This window comes from Claveliimonas bilis (assembly GCF_020892095.1).
GTDB classification, from domain to species: Bacteria; Bacillota; Clostridia; order Lachnospirales; family Lachnospiraceae; genus Claveliimonas; species Claveliimonas bilis.
This window is the reverse complement of sequence record NZ_AP024845.1, coordinates 1-14,379: the sequence shown is the minus strand read 5'-3', so window position 1 is coordinate 14,379 and position 14,379 is coordinate 1. Positions and strand designations below refer to the sequence as shown.

The 14,379-nt window shown below is 41.0% G+C and carries 25 protein-coding genes; 18 read left to right on the top strand and 7 right to left on the bottom strand.

The genetic code is table 11. The features are described from left to right. Nucleotides 1-21: 21 nt before the first annotated feature. The 16 genes from rlmH to EUBC25_RS00045 all read left to right on the top strand — a co-directional run bounded on the left by rlmH (nt 22) and on the right by EUBC25_RS00045 (nt 8,856). Complete coding sequence (gene rlmH / locus EUBC25_RS00120) at nt 22-501, top strand: 23S rRNA (pseudouridine(1915)-N(3))-methyltransferase RlmH (protein ID WP_230106235.1); 480 nt, start codon at nt 22-24, stop codon at nt 499-501. A gap of 189 nt (nt 502-690) precedes the next feature. Next, the gene (locus EUBC25_RS00115; RefSeq protein WP_230106234.1) at nt 691-942 is read left to right on the top strand and encodes a hypothetical protein; all 252 of its coding nucleotides are present in this window, start codon (nt 691-693) and stop codon (nt 940-942) included. 240 nt (nt 943-1,182) lie between these two features. Further along, nucleotides 1,183-1,635, top strand: coding sequence for a DUF3990 domain-containing protein (locus tag EUBC25_RS00110; protein ID WP_230106233.1), 453 nt, complete (start codon nt 1,183-1,185; stop codon nt 1,633-1,635). Continuing rightward, nucleotides 1,632-2,102, top strand: coding sequence for a hypothetical protein (locus EUBC25_RS00105; RefSeq protein WP_230106232.1), 471 nt, complete (start codon nt 1,632-1,634; stop codon nt 2,100-2,102). The genes EUBC25_RS00110 and EUBC25_RS00105 overlap by 4 nt, the downstream gene beginning before the upstream one ends. Nucleotides 2,103-2,379: 277 nt before the next feature. Then, nucleotides 2,380-2,763: a pyridoxamine 5'-phosphate oxidase family protein gene (locus tag EUBC25_RS14960; RefSeq protein ID WP_276535540.1), complete on the top strand. Its 384-nt coding sequence runs from the start codon at nt 2,380-2,382 to the stop codon at nt 2,761-2,763. A gap of 93 nt (nt 2,764-2,856) precedes the next feature. Further along, nucleotides 2,857-3,129, top strand: a complete 273-nt coding sequence (locus EUBC25_RS00095; RefSeq protein ID WP_230106231.1) for a hypothetical protein — start codon at nt 2,857-2,859, stop codon at nt 3,127-3,129. Continuing rightward, nucleotides 3,113-3,391 (top strand): DUF4160 domain-containing protein, encoded by a 279-nt coding sequence (locus tag EUBC25_RS00090; RefSeq protein ID WP_230106230.1) that lies wholly within the window; start codon nt 3,113-3,115, stop codon nt 3,389-3,391. The genes EUBC25_RS00095 and EUBC25_RS00090 overlap by 17 nt, the downstream gene beginning before the upstream one ends. A gap of 160 nt (nt 3,392-3,551) precedes the next feature. Further along, nucleotides 3,552-3,887 (top strand): DUF3784 domain-containing protein, encoded by a 336-nt coding sequence (locus tag EUBC25_RS00085; RefSeq protein ID WP_230106229.1) that lies wholly within the window; start codon nt 3,552-3,554, stop codon nt 3,885-3,887. A 90-nt stretch (nt 3,888-3,977) separates the two neighbouring features. Further along, complete coding sequence (locus tag EUBC25_RS00080; protein WP_070089257.1) at nt 3,978-4,238, top strand: DUF4160 domain-containing protein; 261 nt, start codon at nt 3,978-3,980, stop codon at nt 4,236-4,238. Between the two features lie 19 nt (nt 4,239-4,257). Then, the gene (locus tag EUBC25_RS00075) at nt 4,258-4,542 is read left to right on the top strand and encodes a DUF2442 domain-containing protein (protein ID WP_230106228.1); all 285 of its coding nucleotides are present in this window, start codon (nt 4,258-4,260) and stop codon (nt 4,540-4,542) included. 658 nt (nt 4,543-5,200) lie between these two features. Further along, nucleotides 5,201-6,484 (top strand): group II intron reverse transcriptase/maturase, encoded by a 1,284-nt coding sequence (ltrA, locus tag EUBC25_RS00070; protein ID WP_230106227.1) that lies wholly within the window; start codon nt 5,201-5,203, stop codon nt 6,482-6,484. A 151-nt stretch (nt 6,485-6,635) separates the two neighbouring features. After that, nucleotides 6,636-7,181: a CD3072 family TudS-related putative desulfidase gene (locus tag EUBC25_RS00065; protein ID WP_230106226.1), complete on the top strand. Its 546-nt coding sequence runs from the start codon at nt 6,636-6,638 to the stop codon at nt 7,179-7,181. Nucleotides 7,182-7,215: 34 nt separating this feature from the next. Beyond that, a complete protein-coding gene (locus EUBC25_RS14955; protein WP_311135881.1) occupies nt 7,216-7,440 on the top strand; it encodes a DUF3990 domain-containing protein in 225 nt (74 codons plus the stop codon). Beyond that, complete coding sequence (locus tag EUBC25_RS00055) at nt 7,416-7,595, top strand: hypothetical protein (protein WP_311135880.1); 180 nt, start codon at nt 7,416-7,418, stop codon at nt 7,593-7,595. The genes EUBC25_RS14955 and EUBC25_RS00055 overlap by 25 nt, the downstream gene beginning before the upstream one ends. A gap of 149 nt (nt 7,596-7,744) precedes the next feature. Beyond that, nucleotides 7,745-8,200, top strand: coding sequence for a helix-turn-helix transcriptional regulator (locus EUBC25_RS00050; protein WP_230106225.1), 456 nt, complete (start codon nt 7,745-7,747; stop codon nt 8,198-8,200). A 323-nt stretch (nt 8,201-8,523) separates the two neighbouring features. Next, nucleotides 8,524-8,856: a DUF3795 domain-containing protein gene (locus EUBC25_RS00045; RefSeq protein ID WP_230106224.1), complete on the top strand. Its 333-nt coding sequence runs from the start codon at nt 8,524-8,526 to the stop codon at nt 8,854-8,856. A 79-nt stretch (nt 8,857-8,935) separates the two neighbouring features. Here the strand turns inward: EUBC25_RS00045 and EUBC25_RS00040 are convergent, their stop codons facing one another. Then, nucleotides 8,936-9,343: a PIN domain-containing protein gene (locus EUBC25_RS00040; RefSeq protein ID WP_230106223.1), complete on the bottom strand. Its 408-nt coding sequence runs from the start codon at nt 9,341-9,343 to the stop codon at nt 8,936-8,938. Further along, nucleotides 9,340-9,561 carry a type II toxin-antitoxin system Phd/YefM family antitoxin gene (locus tag EUBC25_RS00035; protein ID WP_230106222.1) on the bottom strand — a complete coding sequence of 74 codons (222 nt, stop codon included), beginning with the start codon at nt 9,559-9,561 and terminating at the stop codon, nt 9,340-9,342. The genes EUBC25_RS00040 and EUBC25_RS00035 overlap by 4 nt, the downstream gene beginning before the upstream one ends. A 184-nt stretch (nt 9,562-9,745) precedes the next feature. Here EUBC25_RS00035 and EUBC25_RS15065 point away from each other — a divergent pair, with 184 nt between their 5' ends. Both EUBC25_RS15065 and EUBC25_RS00030 read left to right on the top strand, forming a co-directional pair. Next, complete coding sequence (locus EUBC25_RS15065) at nt 9,746-9,832, top strand: hypothetical protein (protein WP_416386690.1); 87 nt, start codon at nt 9,746-9,748, stop codon at nt 9,830-9,832. Between the two features lie 146 nt (nt 9,833-9,978). Then, nucleotides 9,979-10,353 (top strand): DUF3795 domain-containing protein, encoded by a 375-nt coding sequence (locus tag EUBC25_RS00030; protein ID WP_230106221.1) that lies wholly within the window; start codon nt 9,979-9,981, stop codon nt 10,351-10,353. A 68-nt stretch (nt 10,354-10,421) separates the two neighbouring features. Here the strand turns inward: EUBC25_RS00030 and EUBC25_RS00025 are convergent, their stop codons facing one another. From EUBC25_RS00025 to EUBC25_RS00005, 5 genes are all read right to left on the bottom strand, one after another. Then, complete coding sequence (locus EUBC25_RS00025) at nt 10,422-10,820, bottom strand: hypothetical protein (RefSeq protein ID WP_331471486.1); 399 nt, start codon at nt 10,818-10,820, stop codon at nt 10,422-10,424. Between the two features lie 46 nt (nt 10,821-10,866). Continuing rightward, nucleotides 10,867-12,444: a recombinase family protein gene (locus tag EUBC25_RS00020; protein ID WP_154410947.1), complete on the bottom strand. Its 1,578-nt coding sequence runs from the start codon at nt 12,442-12,444 to the stop codon at nt 10,867-10,869. A 144-nt stretch (nt 12,445-12,588) separates the two neighbouring features. Further along, nucleotides 12,589-12,783 (bottom strand): hypothetical protein, encoded by a 195-nt coding sequence (locus EUBC25_RS00015; protein ID WP_002334813.1) that lies wholly within the window; start codon nt 12,781-12,783, stop codon nt 12,589-12,591. A 72-nt stretch (nt 12,784-12,855) separates the two neighbouring features. After that, nucleotides 12,856-13,800, bottom strand: a complete 945-nt coding sequence (mobV, locus tag EUBC25_RS00010; protein ID WP_002334814.1) for a MobV family relaxase — start codon at nt 13,798-13,800, stop codon at nt 12,856-12,858. Between the two features lie 183 nt (nt 13,801-13,983). Next, nucleotides 13,984-14,379, bottom strand: coding sequence for a replication initiator protein A (locus EUBC25_RS00005; protein ID WP_002588752.1), 396 nt, complete (start codon nt 14,377-14,379; stop codon nt 13,984-13,986).

Here is a 14,379-nt window from a genome sequence, read left to right as displayed (position 1 = left end):
AAATGAAGGAGAAAAGTCCGGATGAAAATAACTATCATTTCCGTTGGAAAGATAAAAGAGAAATACCTAAAGGATGCTATTGCAGAGTACGCGAAGAGATTGGGAAAATATTGCAGGCTGGAAATTATAGAAGTAGCTGATGAGAAGACGCCGGATCAGGCCAGTGAAACAGTAGAGGAAGGAATACGGGCGAAAGAAGCAGAGAGGATCTTGAAAAATATCAAAGATGATATGTATGTGATCACACTGGAAATCCAAGGGAAAATGCTGACATCAGAAGAGCTGGCGGACAAGATTGAGACGCTTGGCATCCAGGGAAAGAGCAGCATTGCTTTTGTGATCGGCGGCTCTATCGGCCTTGGTAAGGCAGTATTGGACCGTTCTGATTTCGCTTTAAGCTTTTCCAGGATGACTTTTCCGCATCAGCTGATGAGGGTAATCCTATTGGAACAGATATACAGAGGATTCAGGATCATAAATGGGGAGCCGTATCACAAGTAAGGGCGGTTTTTGCGTTTGGGAGAGATATGGTGTGAAGTAATAAGGCATGTAAAACGGTTGGTAAGAGAGTGGACAGATGATGTTCTGCTCTCTTTTTGCATGTGTAGAAAATAAAATGACAGGGAAATAAAGGAATGGTATAATGAAGAAAAGTGGCGCGACAGATTGGAATTTAAGGAGAAGTCGAAAATGAGGATAAATTTCCGAACGCAAATAATCGTTACTATGACTTTGGTTATTGTGGGATTTATAAGTTCTTTATGGTTGGCTAAGGATATATACTATAATCTTGCATGGGCTTTTACAGGTCTTGTTTTTTTCATTAACCCTGTATATCCTATAAATATAACAGATTTAGAACAAGAAAAAGTGAAAAAGGGAATACGAATAGCAGGAATGATTTTAGTTTTTATCGGATTAACAAATGGATTCGGTGTATAAATCCTAATTTATGGAGGAGCTAATGATGGATAAAAAATAGGAGTGATTTGTCCAATTGTACAGATTATATTAAGCATGATATGCCTGATTTATAATGCGATAAATCAAGAAAATATAATAATCTGGATATTATTTTTATTCTCTGGAATTTTATTATTAAGCACGAATGTCAGTAGAAACAATAAAAAAGAAGACGAGTGAGAAAATACAAATCCTAATTCGTGAAGGAGTAAAAAGTATATGATTTTATATCATGGAAGCAATGTTATAGTCCAGGAACCGCAGATCTTGGAAAACGGTTTTTATAAAGATTTTGGTTACGGGTTTTACTGTACAATTTTAGAAAAGCAGGCAAAACGCTGGGCTTTGACAAAACGAAGAAAGCATATTGTAAATTTTTATGAGTATTCACCCGATAAGAGCCTGAATATTAAAAAGTTTAGTGAGATGACAGAGGAGTGGCTACAGTTTGTAGTAAGCTGCCGGATTGGCTTAAAACATGATTATGATGTTGTCGAGGGCCCGATGGCGGATGATACAATCTGGGATTATGTTGAGGACTATATGGCTGAACGAATTTCGAAAGAGGCGTTCTGGGAACTGGTTAAGTTTAAGTATCCGACACATCAGATTGTATTTTGTACGGAGAAAGCATTACAGACTATCAAATTCGAAGGGAGTTATTCGCTATGATAAATAAATTTTTCCCGGAAGAGCAAATAACCGAGAATGATCTTTATTTTTTATGTTATATGATAGAACGTGTAGCAAGGAAATTACATCAGAAAAACAAATATGTTGTTAATTCTATAGCGAAAGATGAGTGGGTGCGTCTGATTAGCCTGGCTAATGTACTTCACTGTGAGAATCCCCTTAAAATTGAAGATGAATGGATTGAAGAGTATAAGCTGGAAAAGGGAAATTTTGATATAACGGATGTGGATTTAGAACTAGTAGACGAGATCCCATCAGAAACACAGATGGGCAAGGTGTATACAAGGCTGATTCTGTCAACGTTACAGCCAGAGGAAGATTATATCGATGGAATGATCCGAGTATACAATGATGAAATATGCGATACGATTGATAATTACAATAGCAGTGCATATTATGAACCGTCTTATGTAATAACAAGAGCCTATAATAATGGAGGGTTTTAAAAAGCAGATAACCGCATTTGGATATGTTATGGAGAGCCATATCATAAATAAGGACGGTTTTTCGTATTTGGTTGTAATATGGTATGAAGTAATGAATCATGAGGAGTATTTAGAAGGGAGTTGGACAGATGATGTTCCGCTCTCTTTTCGTATGGGGCAGAAAGACAATGACAGGGAAATAAACGAATGGTATAATGAAGTAAAACTAGGTCGACAAATCCTAATTGGTAAGGGAGATGACTTTGTGAAAAAATTAAGTGAAGATGTTGAAAAAATAATGGCGGAACGATTTGGAAAAGATACCATTATTGCATTGGCAACAGTAGAAAATGAGGTGCCTTTTGTACGTTATGTAAATGCTTATTATGAGAACGGTGCATTTTATATTATTACATATGCACTTTCAAATAAAATGAGGCATATGGAAAGCAACTCTACTGTTGCAATAGCTGGTGAATGGTTCACGGCACATGGAAAGAGTATCAATTTGGGATATTTCGGGAAAGAGGAAAATTATCGGATTGCCGAGAAATTAAAAAAAGTATTTTCTGAGTGGATCGACAATGGACATAATAATTTTGATGATGAGAATACTATAATTTTATGTGTAGAATTAACCGAGGGACTGTTACTTTCACATGGAACAAAGTATGAGTTTTAGTTTTCGGTTTCCGGTTTGTATGGCAGATCCTAATTGAAAATATTCTTAATGGGATATAATAGTAGCGTATAAGAAGTAGGGAGGAATGCTGATATGATGTATCCTTTTATGACATTGAACGATGAAACGGAAATTGTTCATTCTGATATGCAGGATAATGGAAGAGTTAAAGTGTATATTGAGAGACCAGATGAAAAATATGGATTTAAACATGCTGCATGCTGGCTCCCCGATTACACATGGGAAGATATTTACCATTTTTCGGAGGAAGAGATTAAGCAATTCGAAGAGATAATAAGATCAACTGCTCATCTTATTATTGAATTCTCTCAGGAAGGGGGCTTTGAGAATGCCTCAAATCTTTAGAATGGGAGAATACTGGATTTATTTCTGGACAAATGAGAATAAACCTGTTGAACCGATCCATGTACATATCGCAAAAGGAAAGCCTTCCGAAAATGCAACAAAGGTATGGATTACCAGCGCAGGGAACTGTCTGCTCTGCAATAATAATTCAAGAATACCTTCACATACGTTGCGGAATATTATGAGAATGATTGAGGCACGAAGTGCTGATATTATTCAGAAATGGTTTGCATATTTTGGAGAGATAAGTTATTATTGTTGATTTTTGTTAGACCGCACTTGAGTACGTTATAGGGGGCCATATCACAAATAAATGAGTTTTTTCGCATTTGGGTATGATATAACGTGAAGTAATAAAAATGGAAAAACAAGGTTGACAGATCGGAACTTGTCAAAGTGTTTTTATGAAAGGAGTTGAAAGTATGAATTTCTTTGAGATAGTCCTTACATTGGCAATTTCTTTGGGGGCAGTAGTATGGGGCGTGAATATTTATAATCAAAAGGGCACTTGGTTTCTTGCCGGATGGAATACAATGAGTAGAGAAGAAAAAGCAACATACAATGAGAAAGCAATATGTCATTTGTTTGGAAAATGTGTTGTTTTCTGTGGAATAGGAGCATTTCTTTTATTATATGGTAGCTTTAATCACAATGATTATATTTTATGTGTTGGACTTGGTATAATTGCAATAATGATTATTCTATCCATTATAATACCAAAGATAAATTCAAAAAAATATCGTCAGTACAAATCCTAATTTATCTGTACACAATATGATGTCTAAGCTATAATAAAGTTAATCGTATGTAAGATTAAAGAAGTGAGCTGTTAAGGTGGAGGTATATGTATGCCGGAAATTGCTTTGTTTTATGGAATAAGGATTACTATGTATTATGATGACCATAATCCACCCCACTTTCATGTGGAGTATAATGGGAAAAAGGCTCTGATCGACATAAATGATGTCTGTGTTTTGCAGGGAGCATTGCCATCAAGGCAACTGAAACTTGTGTTGGCATGGTGTGTGATCCATCAGGATGAATTAATGCAAAACTGGGAACTTGCAAAAGATGGGAAACCGTTAAACAGAATCAATCCTTTGGTTTAAATATGAAGGAGGCGCTGTAATGTTAGAATATATTCCAACTGTGGTTCAGGTAATACCGTACGAAGATTATACTGTGGATGTATATTTTGATGATGGGAAAATTGTATGCTGCCATGCAGAAAAAGATTTGTCTCCTAATATTTTTGATCGAATAAAGGCGTATCATATTTTTATGGATAAATGTATGGTTTTAAATGGAACATTGGCATGGGATGTGGCTGGAGGAAGAAATGTAAACGAGTGCATTGATATCGATCCTCTATATTTGCACGAGTTGAAAAAAAGTAAAGAACGAATAGCATAGAATATTAAATATATAAACCGCACTTGAGTACGTTATAGGGAACCATATCACAAATAAGTGAGGTTTTTCATACTTGGTTGTAATGCGGTATGAAGTAATGAATCATGTGGAGTATTTGGAAGGGAGTGGACAGATGATGTTCCGCTCTCTTTTCGTAGTATGACGGGCATGCCGTCAGTCTGTGGTGAAAGTCCACAAGGGGCGTAGTTGCCAACGAACCCCATAGCGACTCCCAAGGTTTACATCGTGAGATGTGGGCGAGAAGAAGGGATAGCGAAATCGTAGCCTGACGAACAGAAACCTGATATAAGGCGTACATGGCGGATAAGCTGACTACAGACAGTGAAGTCCAAAAGGCAACCGTAACCCATGTGCGTAGATCAGGCAGGTAGATGAGGAAAGACTGGCAGGCTTATCCCGTGAGGTCTCACAGGCTGTGAAACCCGCAGTAGTAACAACGAACTGTGAGAAGTCAGCAGAGGCCGTAGTAGGCAAAGCCCTGGAATGGGAAGTGCTGAAGGGCTGAACAATGTAACCGTGTAATCAAATGTATGCTCCATGGAATACCTGACGGCAGGAGGGGCGAAACGTAAATGAGCAGGTACTGCACAACCTAGGGCAAATCCATGGAAACGGAAAGGAGAAAGCACACAAGGCAATGTCAGAACTGTTGGAAAAGATACTGTCCAAAGATAACATGAACACTGCATACAAAAGAGTCTGTGCCAATAAGGGCGCAGGAGGGGTGGATGAGGTAACAGTCGAAGAACTTGGCGATTATATCAAAGAGAATTGGGAAAGTATCAGGAATCAAATCAGGAACAGGGAGTACAAGCCCCAGCCAGTCAGGAGAGTGGAGATCCCTAAGCCAAACGGCGGAATGAGAAAACTGGGAATCCCAACTGTAATGGATCGGGTAATCCAGCAAGGCATCGTGCAGGTGATAAGCCCCATGTGTGAGCCTTTGTTTTCGGAATGGAGCTACGGCTTCAGACCGAACCGGAGCTGTGAAATGGCAATCAGACAGCTGCTTGTATACCTAAACGAGGGATATGAGTGGATAGTAGATATCGACTTGGAGAAATTTTTCGATAACGTACCGCAGGACAAGTTGATGAGTCTGGTTCACAAGATTATCAACGATGGCGATACAGAATCCTTAATTCGCAAGTATCTAAAAGCAGGAGTTATGACGCCACAGGGATACGAGGAAACCAAACTCGGAACCCCACAGGGCGGAAATCTATCACCATTGCTGTCAAACATCATGCTGAATGAATTGGATAAGGAACTGGAGAGGAGAGGACTCCGGTTCACAAGATACGCAGATGACTGTGTCATAGCGGTCAAAAGCGAATCGAGTGCCAAAAGAGTGATGCGGACGGTATCAGACTGGATACAGAGGAAACTGGGGTTAAAGGTCAATATGACCAAAACGCACATCACAAGACCGTCAAAGTTGAAGTATCTTGGATTCGGATTCTACAAGGACAGTAAGACAAATGAATGGAAGTGCAGACCCCATCAGGACTCTGTGAAGAAGTTCAAAAACAGACTGAAAGAACTGACCTGTAGAAAAATGCCGGGGACAGTCACGAGCAAGATTGAGAAAATCAATCAGGCGACAAGAGGATGGATTAACTACTATGCCCTTGGTTCCATGAAAACAGCGATGATAAAGATAGACGCACATTTAAGAACAAGAATCAGAGTTATCATCTGGAAGCAGTGGAAAGTGCCGAAGAAACGGCAATGGGGACTGCAGAAACTTGGAATCGGAAAAGACCTTGCAAGACTGACAGCGTATTGTGGAGACCGCTATTACTGGGTAGTGACTAAGACATGCGTTGTCAGGGCAATCTCTAAAGAAGTATTAGCCAGAGCAGGGCTTGTAAGCTGTTTTGACTATTACAATGAGCGACATGCTTTGAAGTTACGTTGAACCGCCGTATGCCGAACGGCATGTACGGTGGTGTGAGAGGGGAGAGAAAATCTCCCCTACTCGATTGGGTAAGAAAGAAAATGACAGGGAAATGAACGAATGGTATAATGAACTAAATAGTTTGGCAAAATTGAATTTACGGAGAATGATTATGTTTGATGATGAAAGAAGTAAAAAGGTTGTTTTTATAGCTCATTGTTTACTAAATCAAAATTCTATTTCCGATGGAACCGCTGTTTATCCAGCCATGTTTAGGAATGTTATCGAACTTTTCATGAAAGCCGATATTGGCATTGCTCAAATGCCTTGTCCAGAGCTTTGCTGTTTAGGTCTTGACCGAGGAAATATCTATGGAGCAGACGCTCCCATTGTGGTAGAGAATACTCGTATTCGTATAGAGATGAAGAAAGATATTCCCAACACTCAATTAGACCGATTGGCTGATTACGTGGTTTATGAAATATTAGAATATATTAGATATGGATTTGAAATTGTTGGTATTATAGGTGCAAATCGTTCGCCAAATTGTGGTGTGGATACAACATCAGATAATAATACTGAAATGAAAGGAATGGGTCTATTTATGGAGAAGATTTTATGTCGGCTTTCTGAAAAAAATATATTAATTCCAATGATAGGATTAAAAGGAACTGATAATATTTCGGAGAAACTGAGTCCATTATTAAAAAGCGTGTAGAACAAATCCTAATCTGTAAAGGAGTAAAAAGCATATGATTTTATATCATGGGAGTAATGTCATAGTCCAGAAGCCGCAGATCTTAGAAAATGGTTTTTGCAAAGATTTTGGGTACGGGTTTTACTGTACAATTTTAGAGAAGCAGGCAAAACGCTGGGCTTTGACAAAACGCAGAAAGCATGTTGCAAATTTTTATGAGTATTTCCCTGACAAGTTATTCCATCAGAAACACAGATGGGGAAAGTATATACAAGGCTGATTCTGTCAACGTTACAGCCAGAGGAAGATTATATTGATGGAATGATCCGGGTATATAATGATGAAATATGTGACACGCTTGACAATTACAACAGCAGTGCATATTATGAACCATCTTATGTGATAACAAGAGCTTACAATAATGGAGGATTTTAAAGAGTTGTCTCAAAAATTCTTGATAAAAATGTTTAAATGGATTCATTACTATGTTAAGAATACTAGCAAATTTGGCAATTTTGATTGGTAGCGATTGTCCTTATCAGAAAATATAATAGAGTTATCGAAAGAGGTAAGGAGGAAATGTAATGAGTTTGGGAAACAGTTTATTTCAAGCGAGAAAGAAATGTGGACTTTCACAGGAAGACGTAGCAGACAAACTTGGAGTCAGCAGACAAACAGTTTCAAAATGGGAAACCGATGAAACGGTTCCTGACATTCGCCAATCGAAAAAGATGGCGGTTCTTTATCATGTATCATTGGATGAACTGATTGACTTTGATATTGATTTCAAGGAAATTCAAGACGCTATTGCTAAAACAAGTGAGGAAGTCGAAGAAAAAATCAACTGGACAAATGCCTGGGAAAAAAAATACCCTATTCTTCTTCAATATCAGGCAAATGTAAACATTCCTAATTATGCCCATAGAATCAACGTGATGTTAGACGAATTAAAGCAGGAATACAATTTCAGTGAGCAGGATGCGATGCTGGTTCTAAAAGATATTTTATATAATGTTTGGAAAAATCGCAAAAATAAATGAATTGCCTCAGAAGAACAAATTAAAGAGTAGATAACTGCACTTGGATACGTTATGGGGAACCGCGTCACGAGTAAGTGTGGTTTTTCGCATTTGGATATGATATGGTGGGAAGTAATGAATTATAAAGATCAGCAGGACTTGATTTTGCACACATCGTGTTAGTTGCTTATATGCCAATTTTTCATATCGTACCATTAGAAAACGTTGGATAGAGTTTAGAGAGAGTTTGGAAACAGGCAAATCCTAATTTGAAAATAACCTTAATGGGATATCTATAATCATCCAAAGACCTGGTAATCTGGAAGTTAAGGAGGTACATAACAATGAATAAAATGATTGCATATTGTGGACTGGATTGTGAACACTGCGATGCATATCTTGCAACAATGAATGACGATCAAGAATTGAGAAAAAAGACAGCAAAGCTATGGGCTGAATTAAATAATGCACCTATCCTTCCGGAGCATATCAATTGTCAAGGTTGCCGTGTTGAAGGAGTTAAAACGGTATTTTGTGATAGTATGTGTGGTGTTCGCCAGTGTGCAATGAAAAAAGGAATCGATACTTGCGGCGACTGTTCAGAGCTGGAAAGATGTTCTATTGTTGGAGCTATCCTGGAGAATAATCCATCTGCTTTGAAGAATTTGAAAGGATAAATCCTATCGAAGCTTACTGTCTGCGAAGGAGGACGTTGGAGATAAAAATACTGCCACCCGGTAAGAGAGGCAGTATTTGTTACTTTTTCAAAAATTCAGTTGGTGTAATCGCCGGAACTGAAGAACCAGCAAAGTCTTTAATATTCCTTGTGAGGATATAGCTTGCACCGTTTCGTTCTGCTACGGCATCCACAACTGCATCTTCAAAGTCCGGCATGGAACACATAAGTGAGGTATGAATATCTACACTCTGTACATCAGCAAAGGTGACAATCTGGGAAAGCTGTTCAATCCGTTCCTTCGCCTTTTGTGCGGACTGGAATGCCTTGCGGAGCATATAGAAAATATCTGTGGCGGCAGAAGTGGAAAGCAGACATTCTACATCGGTTTCAATAGCCTTGCGGAGCGCCTGGTAGGAACCGGTGAAGAATGGTTCCCTTTTCTGGATAATATCCAGAATGACATTAGTATCAATCAGTATTCTCATTGTCTGGATAACCGCGCCTCTCGTATGGTATTTTTATCTATTGCCTTCTCATGCGGGACAATTCCTACGAGGTCATCCAGAAGCGCAAGCTTATTGACAGCGGGGCTTGTGAGGCGGGCGATACTTTTTCCATTTTTGGTAATGAAAATATCTTGGGATTCTGCCATTTCCAGATATTTTCCGAGATTGTTTTTTAATTCAGTTGCAGTAATGATCATACGAATCCCTCCTTTGTTCGGGATATGTTTCTATATTGTTATTATACGCAAATCGAGCGAAAATATCAACAAAAAATTGTACGATATAAAACGTTCGAAAATAGTAGAAGATTATACTCTCTAAAAATCGAACGGTAAAATTGATGTTAAAAAGGAGTTTCGCGGGAAAAAACTGGCTTCGCTATTGGTACATAATTTGACTGTTGAAATATTGAAACAAGGGAAAATACCATTTTACAGTGTTTCAGTGACCAATATCGCATCACAGTGACCAATATCGCATCATAGGCAGTTGCGATCCGAAGCGGTTATATGCCTTTATGGACGGATACATTTGGTGTTCGGGGGATTTAGTGATGGATTCCATTTTTTCAATAGCAGGAACAAAAATTAAAATCTGGATTTGAGAGGTGTTTTATGAAACGAGAGTTAGGAATTGCCCGCTGTGGCCTTGCCTGTTGTTTGTGCACAGAAAATGAGACGTGTTCTGGCTGTGATTCGGGCGAATGTCCGGATAAGGATTGGTGTGAAAACAGGAAATGTTCAATTTCTAAAAGAATTGAGCATTGTTATGAATGCAAGGATACATGCACAAAAGGCTTATTAAGTAAAATAAAACCGTATGCTTTTACAGAATTTGCCAGAAGATATGGTGAGGATTACCTTTTGGACTGCCTTGAAAGAAATGAGAAGAAAGGTGTGATTTATCATCGTGAAGGCATAAATGGTGATTATGATGATTTCGATGATGTGGATGCACTGATAGAATATATAAAAACCGGATATAGATAAATTTGGGGATTTGGAGGAACTGTTCAGTTCCTCCTTATTTTATGTCTTAATGTTATCAGAACCTGAGTTCATTCTTTCTTCCGTGTTAAGAAAATTCCAATAATTGCAATAATAAAGATAATCGGTGCTATTCTGACAAACAACCATTCAAATGAGTGAAATGCTACTCCAAGAACAGCAGTTTCAGGGTTACTATAATCCCAACCTAAATAAGGACTATTTAATATTATAAAGCCTGCAAAAACCATTACTATGATTGTACATAATGAAATAAGCAGCCAACAAATAATTTTTCTTCTCATGTTTTTTCTCTGAGCCAGTTGCCAATTGATTGCTTCCAGTTTTTCGGAAAGAGCTTTTATGTTATCAACCTCTGTTTCAATAACAGTTTCTCCAAGCAACGTGCTCACAGGTGTTTCAAGCGCTTCTGATATGGAGATTAACATATCAGAATCAGGAACCGACAATCCCGTTTCCCTTAGTTAAAGATATTGTTGGGTATCTCAAGATGTGTCATTCGATTTTGCCGATAAAGCGGTAGAAGATTTCCACTTCCTGTTCCCGGCTTCCGTCCTCACTTTTGACCGCTTCATGGACAAGGATTTTTTCAATCAGCGTATTCAGAAGTTCAGCCGTCAATTCTGTGGGATTGACATACTGTTTCATCAGACCTATCCACTTTTCAGCGTCAACCGCTGTCTGGGCGGCGGTCTCCATCGCTTCGTGAAGCCGTTCAATTTTTACGTCCAATTCTCGCTGTTCGCCCTGATACTTTTCGGACAGCATATTGAAATTGTATTCTGTAATGCGTCCGGCAGACCAGTCCTCATACATTTTTGCAAACAGGGTGTCTACTTCTGCTTTGCGCTTTTCCGCCTTTTTCAGTTCGGCTGTCTGCCGCTTCCTTGCAGTATTGCGTTCCTTGTCGCTGGCGTTAAGTAGCCGTTTCAGAAGTTTGTCCCCATCCTGCTGTGCCAGCACAGACCAGTATTGCAGACGGGAAAGGACATAGGCGTAAAGCACATCATAGCGGATATAGTGCATGGAACACTGGTGCAATCCTTGCCCGTACTTGCTACAATGGTAGTGGGCATAGGGATTTTTGTTCTGGCTGTTCATACCATAGGCCAGCGACCAGCCGCAGTCCGCACATTTTACCAGCCCGGAAAATATCTGTGTTGTGCCGTTCTTCTGCCGTCTGCGCCTGTTGCAAATCTGCTCCTGTACTTGACGGAACACATCTTCGGAAATAATCGCTTCGTGGGTGTTCTCCACACGATACCATTCCTCTTTTGGCTTGCGTACTTTCTTCTTGTTTTTGAATGAAATGTTGGTCTGCTTATTGTGGACGCTGTGTCCGATATAGGTTTCCTCTTTCAGAATACTTTTCACCTGCGCTATCGTCCACGCATAGGCTTTTTCCTCCGGCGCTCCGGCATAGATATTTGCGAAAGTGCCGTATCTCTGGAAATTCAGCCAGCCGGGAGTAGGTACTTTTTCTTCGACCAAAATCCGTGTAATGCTGGCGGCTCCCCGGCCATGAACGGCAAGGTCAAAAATCTTTTCGATAATCCACCTTGTTTCCGGGTCAATCAGAAGATGGCCTTTCTTATCTGGGTCTTTGACATAGCCAAGCGGAGCATAGGCTCCATAGTGTGCGCCATTTGCGAACCGTGTCCGCATGGCCGCCTTTACCTTTTTGCTGGTCTGGCGGGCGTGCATTTCATTCAGAATGTTGAGGAATGGGGCAAGCTCATTCTCTCCGTTGATGGTGTCCACATTGTCATTGACAGCGATATAGCGGACGCCTTTGCTGGGAAAGTAGATTTCCGTGTACTGGCCGGTCAGAATGTAGTTTCTGCCTAAGCGGGATAAATCCTTCGTAACAACGCAGTTGATTTTCCCGTCCTCAATGTCATCAATCATTCTCTGAAAATCCGGCCTGTCAAAGTTCGTTCCAGACCATCCATCGTCGATATATTCATCTATGACATTCAGGCCATGCTCGGCGGCATATTGCCGGAGCATCATGCGTTGTGTCTGAATACTCCCGCTTTCTCCTTGCAGTTCATCGTCCCGGCTCAATCTCATATAAAGCGCCGTGTTGTAAATCGTAGTATTGTAAGGTTGTTTCACCGTAAAAATCCTCCTTCTAAAGAAACAACCCACGCTTACAATACTTTTGCTCTATGGCAATTATATCATAAGCGTGGGCGTGTTATCAATGATGGGCTATCAGGTTGAAGCGGCTTTTTCTGCGGTATGCCGCACCACATCTACAATCAGATCACCGAGGGGCTTCCCGCCTGCGGCGAAGTGTTCGGAGATTTTTATACGGTTGTTCCCACATACAAAATACTGCGTGCCGTTCTCTGCTTGTATAACCTGCCCTGTTCGGGGTGTAAAAATATCGCTTTCACTTTTTGCCATCCAGTGTCCTCCATATTCAGTTTTCAAGGTACAATGCCGCACAGAGGCGGCGAAAATTTCTGCTTATATCTATCACCTTTCCTTTACCGTGTGCCGCTGCTGACGTTTCAGTTCCGCCAGTATATCCGGCGGGATACGGTCAACCAGCCGCTGTAAATTGTCCAGTTCGCTTTTCAGCTTTGCCCGTTCCATCGTATCTTTCATCTTTCCTTTTTCGCTGGCCTTTGCCCTTGCTTCCAACTTCTCATTCTCCGCCAGCAGGTCATTGATTGTGACCTTGTACTTTTTCAACTGCCCGGAGAAATTCTCCATCTGCGGGAACCACTTTTTCAGCATGGAGAGGGCTTCCTCTTTTTTCTTTCCGGCGTTCAGCGGGTTAATGCCGTCCAGTGTGGCTTCAATGGCTCTTGCCTGCCGGGAGAGGGAAACCGCCTGTTTGAAAAGCCGGGTGGGGATATGCTTCCGGCCTGTCCTGCTGGCGCTCTCCCCACGCTCCAAGTCAGGATATTTCTCCACCATATAGGCGTGAAAATCGTCCTGCCACTTCGTCAGGTTTGCCCGGTTGCCGATAATCTCCTTTGCACACAGGCGGTTGTCCTTTGTCAGCGGAACAAAGGTCAAATGCAGGTGGGGCGTTTTCTCGTCCATGTGTACCACCGCCGACACGATATTTTCCCGTCCTACCCGGCCAATGAGGAAGTCCGCCGCCCTCTGGAAAAACGCCTGTATCTCCTTTGGGGATTTCCCCTTGAAAAACTCCGGGCTGGCAGTTACCAGCGTATCGACAAACCGTGTGCTGTCCTTGCGGGTTCGGCACCCGGCCTGTTCAATGCGGTTTTGAATGAAATGATAGTACCTGCCCTCTGGCTTGACGATATGAAAGTTGTACTTGCTCCGGCTTGTGTCAATGTCGGGGTTGCTGGCGTATTGTTCTTTCTGTCTTTCGTGATGGGCTTCCAGCGGCCTTGCCGGGTTGCCCTTGTGCTTCTCAAACCGCAAAATTGCGTGTTGTGCCATTCTGCTCCTTTCCCCATTCCTTTCCTATCCGGGGTTTTCCACAGGGAAAATCCCGCAGAAATTAGCTCGGATAGGATTGGAATGGATAGAATATAAATAAATCTTTTTAATCTTTGTATTTCTATATACCGTCCGGTTTTCGTACTTCCGGGGAGTGATTTCCTCACTTCATAAGTACGGTTTTCAGCCCTCCGGCGTACCAGAACCGGATTTCTTGAAGTCGGTGTTTGGAACCGCTTCATAGGATTTTGGGAAAATGCGGTTGGGTTTTCCACAGCCCTGCTTCTGGATCTCCACCAGCCCGGCGTATTGCAGTTCCCGCAGGGTGTTTACCGCTTTCTGCCGCCCACAGTGGAGCAGGTCAACCACCTCGCAGATGGGATAGTACAGATAAATCCGTCCGCAATCATCCGCCCACCCATTCTTGCGGGATAACTCTGTCCGGCGCAGGATAAAGGCGTACAGAACCTTTGCCTCGTTGGACAAGGGCTTGAATGTGGGGGCTTCAAAGAGGAAATTCGGGAGCCGGGTGAAGCTGAACGCCTTTTCCGGCTGATGGATATAGATGGTATTTGTCAT

What these genes read in the sequence shown, in the direction of transcription:
- rlmH (WP_230106235.1), top strand. Translation starts at nt 22, where the DNA reads ATGAAAATAACTATCATTTCCGTTGGAAAGATAAAAGAGAAATACCTA.
- EUBC25_RS00115 (WP_230106234.1), top strand. Translation starts at nt 691, where the DNA reads ATGAGGATAAATTTCCGAACGCAAATAATCGTTACTATGACTTTGGTT.
- EUBC25_RS00110 (WP_230106233.1), top strand. Translation starts at nt 1,183, where the DNA reads ATGATTTTATATCATGGAAGCAATGTTATAGTCCAGGAACCGCAGATC.
- EUBC25_RS00105 (WP_230106232.1), top strand. Translation starts at nt 1,632, where the DNA reads ATGATAAATAAATTTTTCCCGGAAGAGCAAATAACCGAGAATGATCTT.
- EUBC25_RS14960 (WP_276535540.1), top strand. Translation starts at nt 2,380, where the DNA reads ATGGCGGAACGATTTGGAAAAGATACCATTATTGCATTGGCAACAGTA.
- EUBC25_RS00095 (WP_230106231.1), top strand. Translation starts at nt 2,857, where the DNA reads ATGATGTATCCTTTTATGACATTGAACGATGAAACGGAAATTGTTCAT.
- EUBC25_RS00090 (WP_230106230.1), top strand. Translation starts at nt 3,113, where the DNA reads ATGCCTCAAATCTTTAGAATGGGAGAATACTGGATTTATTTCTGGACA.
- EUBC25_RS00085 (WP_230106229.1), top strand. Translation starts at nt 3,552, where the DNA reads ATGAATTTCTTTGAGATAGTCCTTACATTGGCAATTTCTTTGGGGGCA.
- EUBC25_RS00080 (WP_070089257.1), top strand. Translation starts at nt 3,978, where the DNA reads ATGCCGGAAATTGCTTTGTTTTATGGAATAAGGATTACTATGTATTAT.
- EUBC25_RS00075 (WP_230106228.1), top strand. Translation starts at nt 4,258, where the DNA reads ATGTTAGAATATATTCCAACTGTGGTTCAGGTAATACCGTACGAAGAT.
- ltrA (WP_230106227.1), top strand. Translation starts at nt 5,201, where the DNA reads ATGTCAGAACTGTTGGAAAAGATACTGTCCAAAGATAACATGAACACT.
- EUBC25_RS00065 (WP_230106226.1), top strand. Translation starts at nt 6,636, where the DNA reads ATGTTTGATGATGAAAGAAGTAAAAAGGTTGTTTTTATAGCTCATTGT.
- EUBC25_RS14955 (WP_311135881.1), top strand. Translation starts at nt 7,216, where the DNA reads ATGATTTTATATCATGGGAGTAATGTCATAGTCCAGAAGCCGCAGATC.
- EUBC25_RS00055 (WP_311135880.1), top strand. Translation starts at nt 7,416, where the DNA reads ATGGGGAAAGTATATACAAGGCTGATTCTGTCAACGTTACAGCCAGAG.
- EUBC25_RS00050 (WP_230106225.1), top strand. Translation starts at nt 7,745, where the DNA reads ATGAGTTTGGGAAACAGTTTATTTCAAGCGAGAAAGAAATGTGGACTT.
- EUBC25_RS00045 (WP_230106224.1), top strand. Translation starts at nt 8,524, where the DNA reads ATGAATAAAATGATTGCATATTGTGGACTGGATTGTGAACACTGCGAT.
- EUBC25_RS00040 (WP_230106223.1), bottom strand. Translation starts at nt 9,343, where the DNA reads ATGAGAATACTGATTGATACTAATGTCATTCTGGATATTATCCAGAAA.
- EUBC25_RS00035 (WP_230106222.1), bottom strand. Translation starts at nt 9,561, where the DNA reads ATGATCATTACTGCAACTGAATTAAAAAACAATCTCGGAAAATATCTG.
- EUBC25_RS00030 (WP_230106221.1), top strand. Translation starts at nt 9,979, where the DNA reads ATGAAACGAGAGTTAGGAATTGCCCGCTGTGGCCTTGCCTGTTGTTTG.
- EUBC25_RS00020 (WP_154410947.1), bottom strand. Translation starts at nt 12,444, where the DNA reads ATGAGATTGAGCCGGGACGATGAACTGCAAGGAGAAAGCGGGAGTATT.
- EUBC25_RS00015 (WP_002334813.1), bottom strand. Translation starts at nt 12,783, where the DNA reads ATGGCAAAAAGTGAAAGCGATATTTTTACACCCCGAACAGGGCAGGTT.
- mobV (WP_002334814.1), bottom strand. Translation starts at nt 13,800, where the DNA reads ATGGCACAACACGCAATTTTGCGGTTTGAGAAGCACAAGGGCAACCCG.
- EUBC25_RS00005 (WP_002588752.1), bottom strand. Translation starts at nt 14,379, where the DNA reads ATGACAAATACCATCTATATCCATCAGCCGGAAAAGGCGTTCAGCTTC.